The 17,754-nt window shown below is 39.1% G+C and carries 17 protein-coding genes; 7 read left to right on the forward strand and 10 right to left on the reverse strand.

Annotated elements, in window-relative coordinates; all coding sequences use genetic code 11:
• Positions 1 to 9: 9 nt before the first annotated feature.
• The 8 genes from AB6M99_RS10775 to AB6M99_RS10810 all read right to left on the reverse strand — a co-directional run bounded on the left by AB6M99_RS10775 (position 10) and on the right by AB6M99_RS10810 (position 9,836).
• Complete coding sequence (locus AB6M99_RS10775) at positions 10 to 888, reverse strand: YitT family protein (RefSeq protein WP_121836268.1); 879 nt, start codon at positions 886 to 888, stop codon at positions 10 to 12.
• 183 nt (positions 889 to 1,071) lie between these two features.
• Positions 1,072 to 2,013 carry a YitT family protein gene (locus AB6M99_RS10780; protein WP_121836269.1) on the reverse strand — a complete coding sequence of 314 codons (942 nt, stop codon included), beginning with the start codon at positions 2,011 to 2,013 and terminating at the stop codon, positions 1,072 to 1,074.
• Complete coding sequence (gene aspS, locus AB6M99_RS10785; protein WP_121836270.1) at positions 2,006 to 3,757, reverse strand: aspartate--tRNA ligase; 1,752 nt, start codon at positions 3,755 to 3,757, stop codon at positions 2,006 to 2,008. The genes AB6M99_RS10780 and aspS overlap by 8 nt, the downstream gene beginning before the upstream one ends.
• Before the next feature lie 308 nt (positions 3,758 to 4,065).
• A complete protein-coding gene (locus AB6M99_RS10790; protein ID WP_121836271.1) occupies positions 4,066 to 5,844 on the reverse strand; it encodes an acyltransferase family protein in 1,779 nt (592 codons plus the stop codon).
• On the reverse strand, positions 5,841 to 6,242 hold the full coding sequence (locus tag AB6M99_RS10795; RefSeq protein ID WP_121836272.1) for a hypothetical protein: 402 nt from the start codon (positions 6,240 to 6,242) through the stop codon (positions 5,841 to 5,843). Before AB6M99_RS10795 ends, AB6M99_RS10790 begins: the two co-directional genes overlap by 4 nt.
• A gap of 4 nt (positions 6,243 to 6,246) precedes the next feature.
• On the reverse strand, positions 6,247 to 6,675 hold the full coding sequence (locus AB6M99_RS10800; RefSeq protein ID WP_121836273.1) for a low molecular weight protein-tyrosine-phosphatase: 429 nt from the start codon (positions 6,673 to 6,675) through the stop codon (positions 6,247 to 6,249).
• A 245-nt stretch (positions 6,676 to 6,920) separates the two neighbouring features.
• Complete coding sequence (gene hisS, locus AB6M99_RS10805; RefSeq protein ID WP_121836274.1) at positions 6,921 to 8,195, reverse strand: histidine--tRNA ligase; 1,275 nt, start codon at positions 8,193 to 8,195, stop codon at positions 6,921 to 6,923.
• A 474-nt stretch (positions 8,196 to 8,669) separates the two neighbouring features.
• Positions 8,670 to 9,836 (reverse strand): IS30 family transposase, encoded by a 1,167-nt coding sequence (locus tag AB6M99_RS10810; RefSeq protein WP_369350352.1) that lies wholly within the window; start codon positions 9,834 to 9,836, stop codon positions 8,670 to 8,672.
• Positions 9,837 to 10,080: 244 nt separating this feature from the next.
• Between AB6M99_RS10810 and AB6M99_RS10815 the strand changes: the two genes are divergently transcribed.
• The 4 genes from AB6M99_RS10815 to rpmG all read left to right on the forward strand — a co-directional run bounded on the left by AB6M99_RS10815 (position 10,081) and on the right by rpmG (position 13,231).
• Positions 10,081 to 10,674 carry a pneumococcal-type histidine triad protein gene (locus AB6M99_RS10815; RefSeq protein ID WP_245962731.1) on the forward strand — a complete coding sequence of 198 codons (594 nt, stop codon included), beginning with the start codon at positions 10,081 to 10,083 and terminating at the stop codon, positions 10,672 to 10,674.
• A 230-nt stretch (positions 10,675 to 10,904) separates the two neighbouring features.
• A complete protein-coding gene (locus AB6M99_RS10820; RefSeq protein WP_245962730.1) occupies positions 10,905 to 12,695 on the forward strand; it encodes a leucine-rich repeat domain-containing protein in 1,791 nt (596 codons plus the stop codon).
• 188 nt (positions 12,696 to 12,883) lie between these two features.
• Positions 12,884 to 13,066, forward strand: a complete 183-nt coding sequence (gene rpmF, locus AB6M99_RS10825; protein ID WP_000290414.1) for a 50S ribosomal protein L32 — start codon at positions 12,884 to 12,886, stop codon at positions 13,064 to 13,066.
• A 15-nt stretch (positions 13,067 to 13,081) separates the two neighbouring features.
• A complete protein-coding gene (gene rpmG, locus AB6M99_RS10830; RefSeq protein WP_002262412.1) occupies positions 13,082 to 13,231 on the forward strand; it encodes a 50S ribosomal protein L33 in 150 nt (49 codons plus the stop codon).
• A 115-nt stretch (positions 13,232 to 13,346) separates the two neighbouring features.
• Here rpmG and AB6M99_RS10835 read toward each other — a convergent pair whose 3' ends face one another.
• Together AB6M99_RS10835 and AB6M99_RS10840 are read right to left on the reverse strand one after the other, a co-directional pair.
• Entirely contained in the window at positions 13,347 to 14,600 is a 1,254-nt protein-coding gene (locus tag AB6M99_RS10835; protein WP_369350797.1) for a LysM peptidoglycan-binding domain-containing protein, read from the reverse strand.
• A gap of 188 nt (positions 14,601 to 14,788) precedes the next feature.
• Positions 14,789 to 15,394, reverse strand: a complete 606-nt coding sequence (locus AB6M99_RS10840) for a CoA pyrophosphatase (RefSeq protein ID WP_121835283.1) — start codon at positions 15,392 to 15,394, stop codon at positions 14,789 to 14,791.
• A gap of 150 nt (positions 15,395 to 15,544) precedes the next feature.
• On the opposite strand from AB6M99_RS10840, the gene AB6M99_RS10845 reads away from it, so the two are divergent.
• Genes AB6M99_RS10845 through AB6M99_RS10855 form a run of 3 tightly spaced genes read left to right on the forward strand, consistent with a single transcriptional unit; the run spans position 15,545 to position 17,634 of the window.
• Positions 15,545 to 15,871 carry a PadR family transcriptional regulator gene (locus AB6M99_RS10845; RefSeq protein WP_121835285.1) on the forward strand — a complete coding sequence of 109 codons (327 nt, stop codon included), beginning with the start codon at positions 15,545 to 15,547 and terminating at the stop codon, positions 15,869 to 15,871.
• On the forward strand, positions 15,858 to 16,529 hold the full coding sequence (locus tag AB6M99_RS10850) for a DUF1700 domain-containing protein (RefSeq protein ID WP_121835287.1): 672 nt from the start codon (positions 15,858 to 15,860) through the stop codon (positions 16,527 to 16,529). Before AB6M99_RS10845 ends, AB6M99_RS10850 begins: the two co-directional genes overlap by 14 nt.
• Entirely contained in the window at positions 16,519 to 17,634 is a 1,116-nt protein-coding gene (locus AB6M99_RS10855) for a DUF4097 family beta strand repeat-containing protein (protein ID WP_121835289.1), read from the forward strand. The genes AB6M99_RS10850 and AB6M99_RS10855 overlap by 11 nt, the downstream gene beginning before the upstream one ends.
• Positions 17,635 to 17,754: the final 120 nt, after the last annotated feature.

A 17,754-nucleotide genomic window follows, 5' to 3' on the forward strand; every position in this document is an offset into this window, starting at 1 on the left:
CTGTAACAATTAACGCCCACGATTGCGGTATTTACTCTTACTCACAACAAATTCTGGACTGACAATTTCGTCAACACTTGAAATAGCAACAAACGCCTGTGGATCTATGTCCGCAAGATAGGTTTTTAACTCACGCGTCTCAGTTGGGTTAAGCGCTACATAAATCACTTCTTTATCTGCTTTAGTATAGGCTCCACCTGCTTTAAAATAGGTCACACCTCTCCCTAATTCTTTCATGATGTGGTTTGAGATAATATCATGTTTATCACTTATGATAAAGAGGCCTCTAAGGGCATAACCTCCATTTTCAACTAGCTTAACCACCTGGCTATACATAAAACTAGCAATGAGAGCATACATCATTTGATTAAGATTGATATAGGTTAGAGAAATGGTCATCACAAAAATATCAATAGCTAGAAGCACCTGATTTAAGTGGACACCCATTTTATTTTCAACAACTCGCGCAATAATATCCGAGCCACCAATCGTTCCGCCGTTGCGAAAAACCAAGCCACCTCCTAGCCCTGCTATTATCCCTGCAAAGAGAGAAACAACTAAAGCATCTTGATGAAGATCAATGGTCATTGGTAACCGCTGAAATAACCAGACAAAACCATACATGGAAAAAATGCCCCAAAGTGTGTACAGCATACTTTTACGACCAAATAGATAGGCTCCAATCACAATCAAGGGTAAATTGATAAGATAGCCAGTATAGGTTGGATCAATTCCTAAAAGTGCATGAAACACCATGGTAAGACCTGCTAAGCCACCAGCGGCAATATGATTAGGCAGGTTAAAATAAACAAAACCAAAAGCATAAATGGCAGCTCCCAGCGCAATGAACACCATATTTTTGAATTGTAACTGGTATTGTTTTTCCATTAATTTGTCCTTTATTCTGAATTTCTAGCTAAATCTTTGTAAAAAGAGAGTGGCCAAAAATCGGTCATCATCCTACGAATACGATTTTTCTTCACTCTCCAATCTCTAATTCTAGCTAAATCGTTTCTTCTTTTCAGCACTTTCGCTCTAAAATACTCTTCTAGATAGCTGCCGTTATAAATCTCAATCTAAATCTGCAAACCGCCCAATAATTTGGACATTTTCAGAAATCGAAACAAATGCTTTAGGGTCAGCTTTTTGCATATGGTATTTGAACTCATAGAATTCCGCACGAGTTATCACAGTGAGAAGCACCGCTTTTTTCTCATGATTATAAGTTCCTTCCGCATCATTGATACAGGTTACACCACGATGAAGACGTTTATGGACCATCTTAATAACACGCTCTGGATTGCTAGTGATAATCATCGCCTGCATCTTCTTCTGCTTGGTATAAATGGCATTTGTGACACGACTGGAGACAAAAATAGTCACCATTGAATAAAGAGCGTACTGCCATCCAAATAGAAATCCTGCAAAAATCATGATAATCCCATTAACAACGAGAGAAATATTACCAACATCACGCCCTGTCTTTTTTCGGATAGTTAGGCTGACAATGTCAGTTCCACCGCTTGAAATCTTAGATTTCAGACTATAACCAATCCCTGCACCCATAACCAAGCCACCAAAAATGGCATTAATCAGAGGATCTGTGGTCAAGGTTAATTCAGGGACAAATTGGATAAAAACAGAACTTACCGTAACTGTGATAAAGGTAAAAATCGTAAATTTATGCCCTATTTTCCGCCAAGCAAGCACTAATAGTGGTAAATTTATCGCATAGAAAGCCGCTGCGACTGGAATTTTAATGCCAAAACTGCGTAAGCTAATCGCCGAGATGACCTGTGCTAAACCTGTGGCACCACTAGAATAAACATGCCCTGGTTGAAAGAACCAATTGACAGCAATTGCCGATAATAAGCCATACAAAAGAGAAGCTGAAATTTTTTCATCATACTTCTCTTTTGAAATGCTTTTTAGTGTCCGCCAGACACCAAGTTTCTTTGCCCAACGACGAACAAAGAATTTCATTTTTTTCCAAAAAGTGGTTTTCTTAATCATTTTCCTTTACAAGAAGAGCTAATTCTTCTAGTTGTTTGTCAGCAACAATACTTGGTGCCTGTGTCATCGGATCAACTGCCTTATTGTTTTTAGGGAAGGCAATCACTTCACGAATGTTATCTTTTCCAGCTAAGATCATGACAAAGCGATCAAGACCGATAGCAAGACCACCGTGCGGTGGGAAACCATACTCCATAGCTTCTAACAAGAAACCAAATTGTTCATTTGCTTCTTCAGCTGAAAAACCAAGAGCCTTGAACATACGTTCTTGCATTGCTTTTTGATTGATACGTAGACTTCCACCACCAAGTTCGTAACCATTGAGAATAATATCGTAGGCTACTGCACGAACATTTGCTAACTCACCTTCAAGCTCATGAGCTGTTTCTTCTGTTGGTAAGGTGAATGGGTGGTGAGCAGACATGTAACGACCTTCTTCCTCAGACCATTCAAACATTGGCCAATCAACAACCCAAAGGAAATTGAATTTTGTACTGTCAATCAAGTTAAGGTCTTTAGCAATACGATTACGAAGAGCACCTAGGGTATTATTAGCAACTTCAAGCGTATCCGCAACAAAGAGGACAAGGTCATTTTCTTCAAGCTGTAAAGCTGTTGTCAAGTTTTGTTCGATACTTGTCAAGAATTTAGCAACAGGTCCTGCAATCGCACCATCTGTAACTTTGACCCAAGCAAGGCCTTTCGCACCAAATTGCTTTGCAAACTCTGTCAATTTATCGATGTCTTTACGAGAATACTTATCTGCATTTCCTTTAACAACAATCGCTTTAACCGCCTCAGCTTCTGAGAAGACTTTGAAGTCAACTCCCTTGACAACTTCTGTCAAGTCCTGTAAAAGCATTTCAAAACGTGTATCAGGTTTATCAGAACCGTATTGGTTCATTGCGATATCGTATGGCATACGTGGAAACGGTAGTGTCACTTCGATACCTTTGGTATCTTTCATGACTTTGGCAATCATTCCCTCTACAATATCCTGAATTTCTTGCTCTGATAGGAAAGAAGTTTCTAAGTCAACTTGTGTAAACTCAGGTTGACGGTCTCCACGTAAATCTTCGTCACGGAAACATTTCACGATTTGATAATAACGGTCAAAACCAGCATTCATCAAAAGCTGTTTTGTGATTTGTGGACTTTGAGGAAGAGCGTAAAATTGTCCTTGGTTGACACGAGATGGAACAAGATAGTCACGTGCCCCTTCTGGTGTTGACTTCGTCAACATTGGCGTTTCCACATCAATAAACTCTAAGCCATCGAGGTAGTTACGAATAGAATGCGTCACTTTCGCACGCAGCTTAAAGTTCTCTAACATCTCTGGACGGCGAAGATCAAGGTAACGGTAACGAAGACGGTTATCATCACTAACTTCTACACCATCTTTAATTTCAAATGGCGTTGTTTTAGCTTCATTAAGGATTGTCAATTGAGAAACTTTCAATTCAACCGCCCCTGTTGGTAAGTGATCATTAGCCTGTTCACGCGCTTCAACACTACCAGTTACTTCAATCACATATTCGCTACGTAGTTTCTCTGCTGTCGCAACCACTTCTGCGCTCGTATTTTCAGGATTGACAACCAGCTGCATAATGCCTTCACGGTCTCTTAAATCAATAAAAATAAGGCCCCCAAGGTCACGACGACGCGCAACCCAACCTTTCAATGTGATCTCAGAACCAATGTGCTCTGCACGAACACGACCTGCATACATCGAACGTTTAGTCATTATAACTTAGATACCAAGAGCATTCAACTAATCCAATTAACTAATTGCGGTTGGAGTACCTAGAGACCGTTTTTACCCCTCAACTAAAATAGACCAAGTCATGGCGCTTTCGCTAACAAGTCTGACTAAAATTTTAGCACTGGAAAACTGAATAGGATACTCCGTTGGGCTCTTTCCTTTCTCTTCTTTTAATTCATAATATTCATTCCCATCTATTATAGCAAAAAGCAAGCAAAAACCCCACCCCTAGAGGCAGAGTTTTTTTAACTTTTATCATCACATCTCTTTTTTGAGATATCAAAGTCACATTATTTCTTTGCAGGTTTTTTAGAAGCTTGTTCAATCGCTTTTTGGATGGTTTTAGCGTAAAGCTTTGCTCCTTTGGTTGTTGTATCTGAGAAATGAACACCATCTGTTCCGGCCCAAATATCTTGGTTATTAATTCCTGCTTGATACCAGTCTGCGACTGTCACATAATCATATTTTTGAGTCAAATCAAGCTCATAATTACGAACTTCTGATACACGTCCATCCGTAGAATTATATGGCGTCACGATAACTAAGCGGTGTCCTTTAGGAAGGGAAGTGATAAATTTCTCCAAATCCTCTTGATAATTATAAAGCGAATTAACACCTACTGCTAAAATTACTGTCAATGGCAGCGAGTCATTGGATATCTGATTTTGGAAAGTTTCATAAGCAGAATCAAAACCACGGCTAACAGAGGCATCAAGCTGTGCTTCTGGTAAAATTTCTTTAATCGCATCTGAAGCTCTCAGAGCCACACTATCACCAATAATCATAAGACTACTCATGGCACTAGCATCACCTGCAGCAAGAGTATGGGTACGGCTCATATTACTATTCGCCTGATCAAGGGAACTAGCTCTTAACTCCGTTTCAAATTGACCAACTTTAGGAGCCGTTAGAGAAATTCCAATCGCAAGGAGCGTTAAAACTGAAACACCACCTAAAAGATGTTTTTGATACGGTTTCCAATCCAAGGTCAATCCTAAAATGCTCGGCTGCTTTCCTAGTAAAATCGGCTCTAAAACATAATAAGAGAGACTTGCAAAAATCAGAGATAAGAGAGTCGTGAAGAAAATTGAAAACAGCATGGGCATAAACTGATTAAAAATAACCAAGAACGGCCAGTGAAATAAGTAAACACCGTAACTCGTATCTGAAAGAAAGGTCAAAATCTTTGGCTCTTCAACATTAGAAAGCTTCTCATGAAGAATACGAGTGCTGTAAATCATGACCCCACCTAATACACTTGCCAGAAGAAAACCTAGCAGATAGGTGAAAATATGATTAAAATCCAAGAAAAGTCCTAGCACAATCAAACCAATAAAACCGCCCACAGCTGCCAACAATACAGACCTTGTTTGCCACTCTATGATTTGCCTATTGAGCTTTTTAGTGGTATCCCTGATACCCGTCAAAGTTGCCAAAAAACTTCCGACGAAAAATGGAAAAGCATGGGCAAGACTTGAAAAATAAAGGTTTGAAAAATTATCAACCAAGAAAGCTCCAATAAACATGGTCAAAAAGCTCATAAGGAAAAAGAATCCTGAGCTTAAAAAAATCATACCACGTAACTGAGACGTTCGATGAACCCGCTTAGAAGCTAACCAAATCACCAATCCCCAAAGAAGATAGAAATGTACCTCTATCGCCAGACTCCATGTATGGAGAAAAAGATGAGGAATAAACTGATTTTCGTAGTTAGCACCAACAAAAAGCTCATAAAAATTAGTTGTAAAACCAAGGGTCGTCGCAATCTGACGCCCAATATCAGCCACAAAATCCCTTCTCACCAAAAAAGTAAAAGGCATAACCACTAAAATCATCAGTACCAGTGGTGGTACAATACGGTAAAAACGACGGCGTAAGAAGGAGATATAGTCAATCTTATGATTCTTAGAAAATTCATCTAAAAGCAAGGCTGTAATCAAATAGCCCGAAAAAGTGAAGAAAATATCCACTCCGACAAATCCACCAGGAAAAGCCGTTTTAAAATAGTGGTAAAGAAGAACCAAGAGAAGTCCTGTTACCCTGACAGCTGAAAACCACTTTATTCTCATTTTTGATAAATCCCCTGTTTAAATGTGCCCTTATACGTTTTTTTATTTTTAGTTTTTAAAACACCTTTACCATCAGCTAGACCATTGTTAAAAGAACCCTCATATGTCCAACCTTGATGTGACGTGAATTTCCCTTGGCCTTCAAAGACACCATTGTCAAAACCACCCACATAGGTATCGCCATTTTCATAGACCAATTTTCCTTTGCCATTCATCCGATAATTAACAATCGTCCCTTTGTAGGTTATTTTACCATCCTTATAAGTCAAAGTACCTTCACTCTTACTAGGTACTGTAAACACGATTAGACCTAGGAGTACTATCGCCACTAGCGCAAGCTTTTCAATTAAACTCCGCGTAAGCTCTATTTTTTTAAATCCTTGTATTAGTTTTTCCATTTTACTACCCATTTATTTGGCTCAGCCATTGTTCACATCCGTCTTTAACCAAGGCATAGGTCTCATCAAAATCACCCGTATACCAAGGATCTGGGACACCTCCCTCACAAAAAAGAACTATCTTATCGTCATACTGACCAGCGGACAAAGACTTCAAGTCTCGGACATTTTGCTCATCCATCCCAATTACCAAATCATATTGTTTGAAATCTTCAAACTTAAATTGCTGTGAGGTTTTCATTGGGTTAAAAGGCAGAGCATGTTTCTTCAAAATGTTCTGTGTCCCCCTGTGAACGGGATTGCCATGTTCCCAACTGGAAGTAGCTCTGCTGTCAATGACAAGGTCTGTCATTTTCGCCACGTCTTTCATCACAAATTCTGCCATGGGACTTCGACAAATATTTCCTAAGCAAACAAAACAAATTTTCTTCATCGGCTACTACTCCTTGACTATACTCAGTCTATTATATCAAATTTTTAACAGCTATAGTATAAAAAGAGGCTGAGAAAAAGTATCCCAGCCTTCTATTTTTTATAGCAATACAATGTGGCGCAGTGGTTGATTGGAGGTCTATAAAAGGACACTTTTCATTTTCAAGTGTCCAACTCAAATAGTCCAGTGGACTATTTGAGTATCACACAATCGTTAGCGGCCATCCTAATCAACTGTCCCACTCTCTAAATTTTGGCAAATATCGAACTAAAGTTAGTCATCAACTCATCTAATGTCGTTGTGAGCTCTTCACGCGTTGAGTTATTTTTAAGCGTTACTTGACCGCTTTCTACTTCACTTTCACCTAGAGTAACAATAGTCTTAGCGTTCAAGACATCTGCTGATTTGAACTGTGCTTTGAGCTTGCGATTGAGGTAATCACGTTCAGCTGAGAATCCTTGGTTACGGATAGCTTGAACCAATTCAAGCGCTTTGCGATTAGCTCCCTCTCCCAATACGGCAATGTAAACATCTAAGCTAGTTTCTACTGGCAAGGCGATGCCCTGCTTTTCCAAAATTAAAAGTAAGCGTTCAAGTCCAAGACCAAAGCCAAAACCAGGTGTCTCAGGCCCACCAAAATACTCAACCAATCCATCATAACGACCGCCCGCACAGATGGTCAACTCAGACTTATCTACTTTTGTGATAAACTCAAAAATCGTGTGGTTATAATAATCCAGACCGCGCACCATATTGGTATCAATCACATATGGAATGTCTAAATCTTCCAACATTTCACGAACAGCGTCAAAATAAGTCTGACTCTCTTCATCAAGATAATCCAAGATAGATGGCGCATTTTCGACAGCAACCTTATCTTCTTTTTCTTTTGAATCTAACACGCGCAGAGGATTTTCCTCTAAACGACGCTGACTGTCTTTGGATAAACTTTCACGAAGAGGAGTCAAATAATCAATTAAAGCCTGACGATAAGCTGCGCGGCTTTCTGGACTACCAAGAGTATTGAGGTGCAAGGTGATGTCTTGGATACCTAAAGTTTGGAAGAGTTGATAAGCCATAGCAATCGTCTCAACATCCGTCGCTGGATTTTTAGAACCAAAAGCCTCTACCCCAATCTGGTGAAACTCACGCAAACGACCTGCCTGCGGACGCTCATAGCGAAACATTGAACCGATATAATACAGTTTAACTGGTTTTTGTACTTCTGGCGCAAAGAGCTTATTTTCCACATAAGAACGCACCACCGGAGCAGTTCCTTCTGGACGAAGCGTAATGTGACGATCTCCTTTATCATAAAAATCATACATCTCTTTCGTCACGATATCAGTCGTATCACCAACAGAACGAGAAATCACCTCATAGTGCTCAAACATGGGCGTGCGAATTTCACCATAATTGTATTTTTTAAATGTTTCACGTGCAACATTTTCCACATACTGCCATTTAGCAGCTTCTACAGGCAAGATATCCTGCGTACCTTTAGGTTTTTGAAGTTTCATTTCTAAGATACAAAGAGCGTCAAAAAACGAGAAGAAAATAGGAGACCAACGCCGTGTCACCAGACACAAGGAGGTCTATCTTTTTCTCGACGTTTTTAGCTCGTGTTCAGTTTAGAACACAAACTCACTCTCTTCCTTCCTCTATTAGTCTATACTTCTTTCCATTTTATCATGTTTTTAAGGATTTTTGGGAAATGGCAGAGCAAAATTTTAAGACTCTGCTAAATTCCCAAACTAACTTCCACCGTCTGTTAAAGTGGAAGTTAATCTGATAAAACCTCTAACAACCAGTGGAAATCCGTGTCAGGGTAAGTTCCACTGGTTGTTATAATGGTTGATTTTATTGCATTTTTAGGCGAATTTAGGTGAAAAAAGGGTACACAAAATCCCCTCATCTGAAAGCGTTTCAGATTAAGTTCCGTTATGGTGGAAGTTAGTGTGAGACGTTTGAGTGGCTTATATTTAGATTAGTTTTTAGAATTTATGTTGGAGTAATTTTGGGGACTGACAGACGTCTTCTGCGGGAATTAAGGAAATGCCAAGAAGTTTAGCCAGTTCTTCGTCATAGGTAAAGGTAAAGAGCTCATAAGCTGATTTCCCATTCAAAGCAGCGCGTTTCACGCTATTGACATGAGAACAGACTAGGTTGATATCGTCCTGAGTTAAGTTATCAAAAGAAGTTCCCTTTGGTAGAATATCGCGAATAAGGGAGTGATTTTTCTCAATTTTTCCTTTCTGGTCAGAGCGATTAGGGTCACAAAAGAATAGTTTAATCTCACCTCTGATATCCATCTCGATGTCATCAACTCTGGCAAATTCTCCGCCATTATCTGTAAGAATGATAGGGAAAACATCGAAGAAATTTCTATCAGCCTCATAAAGTGTGTTCTTGATGACATAGAAGTGTTTAGCGACCTCAAGAGCGGTTTTATTGTCCAGAAGTCTAGCGAAGATAAAGTTACAGAAAGACAAATTGAAGGTGAGTAATACTTTTCCGCCAACCCGTCCAATAACGGTGTCCATTTCAAGCCAAGAGGTCAGTTGTCTATGTGTCAGGTAGTTTTGGAAGTCCTCATAAGAACGCCCTTTTTTAGCTTCTTTAGGGATAGAAGGCAGGATAGATTTGCGCCTTTCTTTGAATTTTACAGCTCTAGCCAGATCAATAGGAGCGATAGAAAGGTATCCTTTACGGATGTGTCGATAGACGGTTGAGGAACTGACATCAAGGTTATGCGTTTTAAGGATGTGATAGATGTGTTGTCCCTTTTTCACACCATCAGAAATGACTTTATCCATATCCCAGAACGTTTGAGAGTTGAGAGGTGTTCCTTCTCGAGCCTCAACGAGGGTTTGTTCGTATTGTTTTTGAGCCTGTTTAGCGAGGTAGAAGATTTTCTTGTAGCCACAATTTTGTCTTCTCTTAGGACATCCGTTACAGACAAATGGGGATTTATCAATGAGAGGGCAAGGAAGCCCATCACTGGTAGAGGTTCTGACCTGTCTGTTACGTTTGACCTCTTTGGAAACGGTAGTAGGATCTTTTAGGATAGTTTGTCCAATGGCTTTGAAGGTTTCTCCACGTTCTAAGCCAAGTTGGATGTCATTGCGGTCTGAGAGGGTAAGGTGTTTATATTTTGTCATAGTAAGGACTCATTTCTAACACAAACGTCTCAGACTTAATTCCACCATAAAAATCCGTTTTAGACTAATTTCCACTTCGAAAGCTAAAGTGGAAATTACTTTGGGAAATTACCATTTTAAGACTCTCATTAAATCTTTTTAATATCAGTTGATTTTGTAGCTAATTCATTATATAATAAACCAGTTAATTATTTTATTAACCGGTTAACTATGTTTAAAATATCATTTTTAAGGAGACTATCACATGAAACATAAAAAATGGCTTACTCTTGCAGGACTGACACTTATCAGTCATTTGACATTAGTAGCTTGCCAACAAGAACAAACAACCAGCCATCATAAGCCTAACACTCAGCATACTCAAAAAGATGAGAACATCTATGTCGTTGCCGAAATTACAGAAGATGGCTACATTTCTATCCACGGAGATCACAATCATCTCGAAAAAGGTTTTGTACCTTATCATGCTAAATTTTTAGCTGAAACCCTTGTGCCTAAAGATTATGTTTTTAAAGAAAAAGATTTACAATATAAGGTTGCCAATGGCGCTATAGTCAAAGTTAATGGCAAATATTATTTTTACCCCAAAACAAAAAATCAAGGCATTGTCACACTGGACGACGCTCGTCAATTAACGAAAAATAATAAAGAAGACCATCACCATGGACACAATCATGAGCATGGTCATGAAAAAAATAATAAAAAAGAGGTTGCAGGCATTGACCGCCCAACCAGTGACGGATTCCTCTTTACCTCTGAGAGTCAAATCAAAACAAAGACAGAGCTAGGACTCATCGTCTCCCATGGTGACCATGAGCATTTCATCTTCTATATTTAAAGGGTAGCAAGTGGGAATACCTTATCCCAGAAAATGCTAATCTAACAGCACCCGTCACTTCCAACGCTGTACCAACAAGTCACTCTGTTCACGACAATTATGTCTTTAACATTAACGACGTTGTTGCAGAAGATGCTAATGGCTATACCGTTCGTCATGGTGATCATTACCATTACATTCTTAAAAGTAGCCTGCCAACACAGCCTAGTCAACCAAAACAATATGTCCCAATGTCCCTCCCATCAAATCCATCATCAGAAAATCACATTCCTGGTATAACACATCCTACAAGTGATGGATTCCTTTTTGATGGTTCTGGAGTTGTCGGCCATAGTGAACTAGGTCTTTTGGTTCAGCACGGCAACCATACTCATGTGCTACGGTATGACGATTTAGCCAAAACACAATGGGCAAACCTCATTCCAAACAAAGTAGCCAAACCAACTCCTGCTGTACCTCAACCTAATACGCCAAATCATCCTGCAAAACCAAACGAAGAGCAGTCACTTCCTGAAACACCACAGCAAAAAGATCCAAGTGCTGATGAAATTGCTACCAAACGTGCTTATCTAGCTCATTTTTTAGAACTTCCAGAAGACAGTATTCGTTTTTTCACATCTGATAATGGCCCTGCCTTTCTTTACCCACATGGTGATCATGATCATGTGATTTACCTTGCTGATATTGACCTTGATAAACCTATTGAAGACCCGCATGCCCATGCTCACGATAAGGACAAAGTCGGCATAAACACCCTTAAAGAAATGGGCTTTGACGAAGATATTATCCACGATATTTTACATGCCAATGCTGACAAACCTTTCCCATCAAACGAAACAAATCCAGAAAAAATGAAGGAGTGGTTAAAGACCGTTCGCTACCTCAACATCGGTGAACGCCAAAATCCCTTAAAACGATTTGGCTTAGAGTTAATGCCAAATATAGAAGTTTTAGGACTTGGTTTCACAACCATTGACGACATTAGTCCTGTTTATAAATTTAAAAATTTAAAACAACTGTGGTTAACAAAAACAGGAATCAAAGACTATGCTTTCTTAAAACATATGCCACAACTAGAAGGTATTGATTTCTCACAAAATGGGGTTTCTGATTTATCGTTCTTAAAAGATTATCCAAATCTGAAAGTCGTATCAGCAGCTGGGAATGACATTACAGATATTAGTATCTTAGCTAAGTTAAACAGCTTAGAGTCCCTCAATCTTGATCTCAATAACATTTCTGACCTAACTGCCTTAAGCACTCTCCAACATCTCACAGCTGTCAGCTTAGATAATAATCAGATTACTAACCTCTCTGCTTTATCACATAAACCTTTATTACAACGATTGTTTATCTCTCATAATAAAGGACTCAATTTAAAAACACTCAAAGCACCTGCTTTGAAAGAATTAACTGCTACAGATAATGACACTCGTCAACTTAATTTCTTGGACAACCTTCCAAGTTTAGAAACCCTCAATCTAGACAACAATCACCTAACATCACTAGAAGGTCTCGAAGAGGCTAAAACACTTCAAAACCTATCTGTATCAAATAACGATATTACTAACTTATCATTGTCTCGCCCACAAGAAACTCTTGAAGAACTCACTATTAATAAAAACAAACTCACTGACTTAGAGGGAATCAATAACTTGACTGCACTTGACAGTCTCTATGCTTCACAAAATCAAATCAAAACACTCGCATTAGCAGAAAAAAATAATACTTTAACGTATATTGACGTCAGCAATAACCATATCCCAGCTGAGGAATTACAATTACAAAACGGTATTCCTAAAGCGATTCGTGAACATTTCCCAGCGGTTACAGGCGGAAAAATTGAAGAGAATAAACCAGAAGTTCCTACTAAACCTCAAGCTATATCCGAAGAATCACTCTCAAATACAACTGAGAAAGAGACTGTAAAACCCGACCAAGCTGATCAGACAGAAAGCACTCCTCAAGAAGTTACAGAACATCAAGAGAATGCTACAGATACAGCAGTAGAAGACAAATAATTAAATCAAAAAACTTCTCTCATACTCAGCCTTTGATAGCTTTGAAGTGAAGGAAAAGCTGACTTTTTACAAAAAATCGCAAATTTATCATAAAAAACTGTCAAGTAACTTTACTTTACAAAAATCTTTTGATATACTGTTAAAGTTGGCGAAAGCCGAAACACACACTTGAAAGGAAAATAAAGAAAATGGCAGTACCTGCACGTCACACTTCAAAAGCGAAGAAAAACAAACGTCGTACACACTACAAATTGACTGCTCCATCAGTACAATTTGACGAAACAACTGGAGATTACTCACGTTCACACCGTGTATCGCTTAAAGGATACTACAAAGGACGTAAAATCGCTAAAGCTAACGAAGCTAAATAATAGAAGGGAGATACCATGCGCGTAAATATTACACTTGAACACAAAGAATCTGGTGAACGCTTGTACCTTACTTCAAAAAACAAACGTAACACTCCAGACCGTCTTCAATTGAAAAAATACTCACCAAAATTGCGTAAACACGTAATCTTTACTGAGGTAAAATAATTGAGATAAGAAAAGCCTATGAAACCAACGTTTCAAAGGCTTTTTTTAAATACGACAGCATGTCGTATTTAAAAAAAGTCCAAAATCACAAATTTTGAACTTTTTCGATTAATTTTTATTCATTAAATGATACGTGCACGTGATCATAGTGATTAGCTGTTACGCCACCACGATCTGGCATTGGATTCCATGTATAAGCAGGTCCGTAGACACTTGGCCATGGTGAATAGAATTTTTGCTCCCAAATAATGTATGAGATATTACGAGCTCCCATCGTATCAATGGCATATTGAGCGACTTGATCACCTAAGTCAGAACCTACTGGAACCATAAAGTCAACAGCAAGCCCTTTTCCGTGATCTCCTGAATCACCTGGACGGTATAAACTAAATGACGTAATGCCATAAAGACCTGCAACTTCTTCTTTATAAGCAGCAACATGTGGTTTCAAACCAGCATTTTCTGGTTTTGATACGGCTGATGAAGACGGTGCTGCCGCAACTGTCGGTGCTTCGGTTGCTGTTTCAGTTGTTATTTCAACCGCTTCTGATACTACCGTGTAAACTTCTGGTGCTGGCGCTTGTGACGTTGTTGGAGTTGAAGTCTCTTCTGCTGTAACGGCTTCTGTGACAGTCTCAACAACTGGCGCAGCCGAAATTGTTGTCGCTTCAGTTGTTGTCTCCACTATAGGAACTTCTGTTGTTTCTTCTACTGCTGGAGCAGTCGGTTCTACCTCAGTTTCCTCTGAAACAGGTGCTTCAGAAATAGCTTGAGTGGGTTCTTCTGGTTTAACAGTCACTTCTTCAGTAATTGACGCTTCTGTGACTTCCGCTACAACTGGAGTGGCCTCAGTAGCACTACTTGTCTCTCCTTCTGTTGTTAGAGGAGCAGAAACAGTCGTTTCTTCTGTAACAACTGACTCTGTTGCTACTGCAGTAGTCTCAGATGTGTTAGGTGTAACTTCTGTCTCATTAGTCACTGTTACTGGGATTTCATCAACTACTTCTGATACAGACCCAGTAGATACTGGTGGTGTCTCTTCAACAGCTGTTAATTGATTATTAGCATCATAGCTAAGTTTCAAGACAGTATCTGGAAAAATCAAATCCAGATTAGAGATCTGATTGATTTGAGCCAAAATATACATGTCGACATCCGTTGCAGCTGCAATTGTGCTGAGCGTGTCACCGAATTTAATCGTATAAGTCTTACTATTGCTTGTTTTTGCTGCATCAGCTTGAATTTCAGCAATTGTACGTGGCGTCCAATTAAGCGTTGAGTTTTCTTGAGCACTCACTTCCATACCAGATACTGCAAAAAGAGTAGCTACTGTCGTCGAAGCAACCAACGTTTTTTTAGTTAATTTCATGTGAATATTTCCTTTTTCATTTAATAACTATACTCATCATATCATAAAGCAAGCATGAAAAGTTTAAAATAGTCTCCCATTTTTGACATTTAATCTTGCTGTCTCAAAATTGTAACACTCTGACTTTTTTTGTAAAAATCAGCACAGCCATTCCGACCTACCTCTCATAGCATAACTGCCCATAACTATTACTTACCTTGTAAAATTTCCACAAAGCGATGGGTAAACTGTGCCGTCATTCCCCAAAGGTTTTCGCCCACATTTTCATAAAAGGGAATCTTACGATTTTGATGACCAAAACGATAATTTTCCCCCTGATTGATTCGCTCAAAAGGAAAATCAGAATCCTTACGAAAATCTGCTTTCAATTTGTAATAAGTAGGGGTTGTTTCCAAAAGCTGGCGCAAAGGAATGGTAAACAGTCTGTCAACTTCATTATTAGGCGTGATGTCACGCCAATTTTCAATCATTAGTTGCCCTACAAAACAATGAATCTCCCTATCTTGATAAACAAAATAATCAATTTCGCCAACAAGCTCAATCACATCAGCAGACAAATTAAGTTCTTCAATCGTTTCACGAATCGCAGCCTGAGAAAAGGCTTCACCAGCCTCCACGCGCCCACCTGGAAAAGCTACCTCACCCGGCTGAGAAATAGTATGACTCCTAATTTGATACAATACCTGCCACTCGTCATTTTCCCAAATCAAAGGAAGTAGCACTGCATAGTGTTTAGTCACACCAAGAGGCTTTGCCGTATAGCCTTCTAACTTTTCTTTTATCTTATCCATCATGTCTTTTATTATAAAAGTTTTAGTCGCAAATGTCAGAAAAATAACTTGTTCAAAATTATATAAAATTTTTACACATAAATCATTGACTTTTTTTCTTTATAGGTATATATTTTATATATAAAGAAATCACATATCAGAAGGAGGGGCCTTATGTATTTTCCAACTTCAGCTATTCTGATTGAGTTTCTCATTTTGGCCATCGTCGAAAAGGAAGATTCCTATGGATACGAGATTAGCCAAACCGTCAAACTCATCGCAAACATAAAAGAGTCCACGCTCTATCCGATCCTCAAAAAACTAGAAAGTGCACACTTTGTCACGACCTATACCCAGGAGCACCAAGGACGTAAACGCAAATACTATGCCATTACCGATTTAGGGCGAGCTCAAGTGTCTTTTCTAAAAGGAGAATGGCTGAGCTACACCACAGCAGTCAACGATATTATCGAAGGGAGATTAAGACATGACAAGGACTGAGTACCTAGCGGAGCTAGAAAAAGAATTACGGCAGCTCCCCAAAAAAGATTTTCAAGAAGCCATGGATTACTTCACCGAATACTTTGACGAAGCTGGTCCAGAAAACGAAGCCGACCTTATAGCTGAATTAGGCACACCACAAGAAGCAGCCAGCGATATCCTAGCAAATGTTATCGGCAAAGAAGACTTCCAATCCAATAAATTCTTCAAGCGCCCACGTAGTGGTAAAGAAATTGCTCTTTTGGTTGGTCTAATCCTGATGGCATCACCTGTATTATTTCTTGTAGCTGGTGTTCTTCTAGGGCTTCTCTTAGCAGCCATAGCCTTACTCATTGGACTAGCTGGATTTGTGATTGCCATGATTATCTTGATCGCCTGCCTCTTACTAACAGGTTTCCTTCTCTCTGTAGCAGCCATTATCATCGCCTTTGTGACACTCGGAGAAAGCCTAACTATCTTTAATAGCTCTTGGCCAGCCATGACCATGGGCTTCGGTGGATTCTTTGCAGCAATCGGTGGCGGCGTCCTCATTTTCCTACTCAGCCTCTATTTAACAAAACTCTACGGCAGAGGTCTTATGGCTTTTGGAAAATGGCTGAGCAACTCACTTAAAAACCTCTGGAACAAGCGCAAATGGAGGAAATCTCATGAATACTAAATCAAATACCAAATGGAAATACTTACTTTTCTTTGGCCTAGGAAGTGTCGTTGTCGGACTTTCTCTCCTAGCCTTCGGAGCAGCTACAGGCGGTATCGAAGGAATCAAAAACAACACCAAGGCAACCAAAGAAGTCAAAACGTTTGATAAGGTGAAAAATTTAGACATCAATAGTTTTTACAATGTCACTGTCAAATCTGGTGATGTTGATAAAGTCACTGTAACTTACTACGCACATAAAAAATTTAGACCAAAGACCTCACTTCAACAAGATAAAGAGACCCTTATTATCAACCAAACCGAACGTGGTTCCTTTGTCACTGGCTTTATGGAGACCGGGGGCTATCTTCTCAATGAACGTACTGGTAATGAAGATTACAATGAAACCATTATCACTGTTCCTAAAAACCTAGTTCTCGAAAACTTAAATGGTCAATTCAATTTTCATCATTCACAGTTAATCGATTTAAAAATTAAGAATATCAATGCACGTGGCATAAGCTATCTTGACAATGTGACAATTAACAATGGGACAATAAGTGCTTACAGTTCTCAAATTGATAACAGTCGCCTCAGCAATGTCACTTTTGATACTGATATTAATCATTTATCCTTTGATAACAGCACCGTTGAAAATAGCACTTTTGACAACTTCCACGCCAGTCTATCTTTAGAAAACTCTCACTTCAAAAATGTTACCTTCAAAGCAACACAGGTTGACGACCCAGAAACAGAAGAGCAAGACGAATTTGGAAGTGACTATTGGTATGATCAGTACGGCAACGCTCTTTATGGACATCTTGATATCAATAGTGGAACACTAGAAAATGTTACTTATACGGGGGCAGGTGAGTTAACAGGACGCAATGTCAACTTAATTGGTAACATCAATCTCTCAGGCACTTTCCTATCAACTGATTTCCAATTAACCTCAGAAAGCCTAAAATCAACGTCTATGGATTTCTTTGCAAGCCATGGCACGATTAGTATTGACAACAAGATGATAAAGAATACCAATACTGACAGTAGCTATCAGAAAAAAATAGATAAAGCTAAAGCAGATTTGATTATTAAGAGTAAAGGTGGCTACATTTCCATTCAATAGCAAAAAGAGAGGCTGGGCAAATTTGCCCAGCCTTCCTATTTTATCAATCTTTTGACGAAGTGGTTGATTGGAGATTTATAGTGGATTGAGAAAGGAATAGGACAAGGCAAGGAGCTACTG

It is taken from the genome of Streptococcus hillyeri (assembly GCF_041081565.1).
In the GTDB taxonomy this organism is placed as follows: Bacteria; Bacillota; Bacilli; order Lactobacillales; family Streptococcaceae; genus Streptococcus; species Streptococcus hillyeri.

Coding starts and splice junctions, on each gene's coding strand:
- AB6M99_RS10775 (WP_121836268.1), bottom strand. CDS start 888: ATGGAAAAACAATACCAGTTACAATTCAAAAATATGGTGTTCATTGCG.
- AB6M99_RS10780 (WP_121836269.1), bottom strand. CDS start 2,013: ATGATTAAGAAAACCACTTTTTGGAAAAAAATGAAATTCTTTGTTCGT.
- aspS (WP_121836270.1), bottom strand. CDS start 3,757: ATGACTAAACGTTCGATGTATGCAGGTCGTGTTCGTGCAGAGCACATT.
- AB6M99_RS10790 (WP_121836271.1), bottom strand. CDS start 5,844: ATGAGAATAAAGTGGTTTTCAGCTGTCAGGGTAACAGGACTTCTCTTG.
- AB6M99_RS10795 (WP_121836272.1), bottom strand. CDS start 6,242: ATGGAAAAACTAATACAAGGATTTAAAAAAATAGAGCTTACGCGGAGT.
- AB6M99_RS10800 (WP_121836273.1), bottom strand. CDS start 6,675: ATGAAGAAAATTTGTTTTGTTTGCTTAGGAAATATTTGTCGAAGTCCC.
- hisS (WP_121836274.1), bottom strand. CDS start 8,195: ATGAAACTTCAAAAACCTAAAGGTACGCAGGATATCTTGCCTGTAGAA.
- AB6M99_RS10810 (WP_369350352.1), bottom strand. CDS start 9,836: ATGACAAAATATAAACACCTTACCCTCTCAGACCGCAATGACATCCAA.
- AB6M99_RS10815 (WP_245962731.1), top strand. CDS start 10,081: ATGAAACATAAAAAATGGCTTACTCTTGCAGGACTGACACTTATCAGT.
- AB6M99_RS10820 (WP_245962730.1), top strand. CDS start 10,905: ATGTCCCTCCCATCAAATCCATCATCAGAAAATCACATTCCTGGTATA.
- rpmF (WP_000290414.1), top strand. CDS start 12,884: ATGGCAGTACCTGCACGTCACACTTCAAAAGCGAAGAAAAACAAACGT.
- rpmG (WP_002262412.1), top strand. CDS start 13,082: ATGCGCGTAAATATTACACTTGAACACAAAGAATCTGGTGAACGCTTG.
- AB6M99_RS10835 (WP_369350797.1), bottom strand. CDS start 14,600: ATGAAATTAACTAAAAAAACGTTGGTTGCTTCGACGACAGTAGCTACT.
- AB6M99_RS10840 (WP_121835283.1), bottom strand. CDS start 15,394: ATGATGGATAAGATAAAAGAAAAGTTAGAAGGCTATACGGCAAAGCCT.
- AB6M99_RS10845 (WP_121835285.1), top strand. CDS start 15,545: ATGTATTTTCCAACTTCAGCTATTCTGATTGAGTTTCTCATTTTGGCC.
- AB6M99_RS10850 (WP_121835287.1), top strand. CDS start 15,858: ATGACAAGGACTGAGTACCTAGCGGAGCTAGAAAAAGAATTACGGCAG.
- AB6M99_RS10855 (WP_121835289.1), top strand. CDS start 16,519: ATGAATACTAAATCAAATACCAAATGGAAATACTTACTTTTCTTTGGC.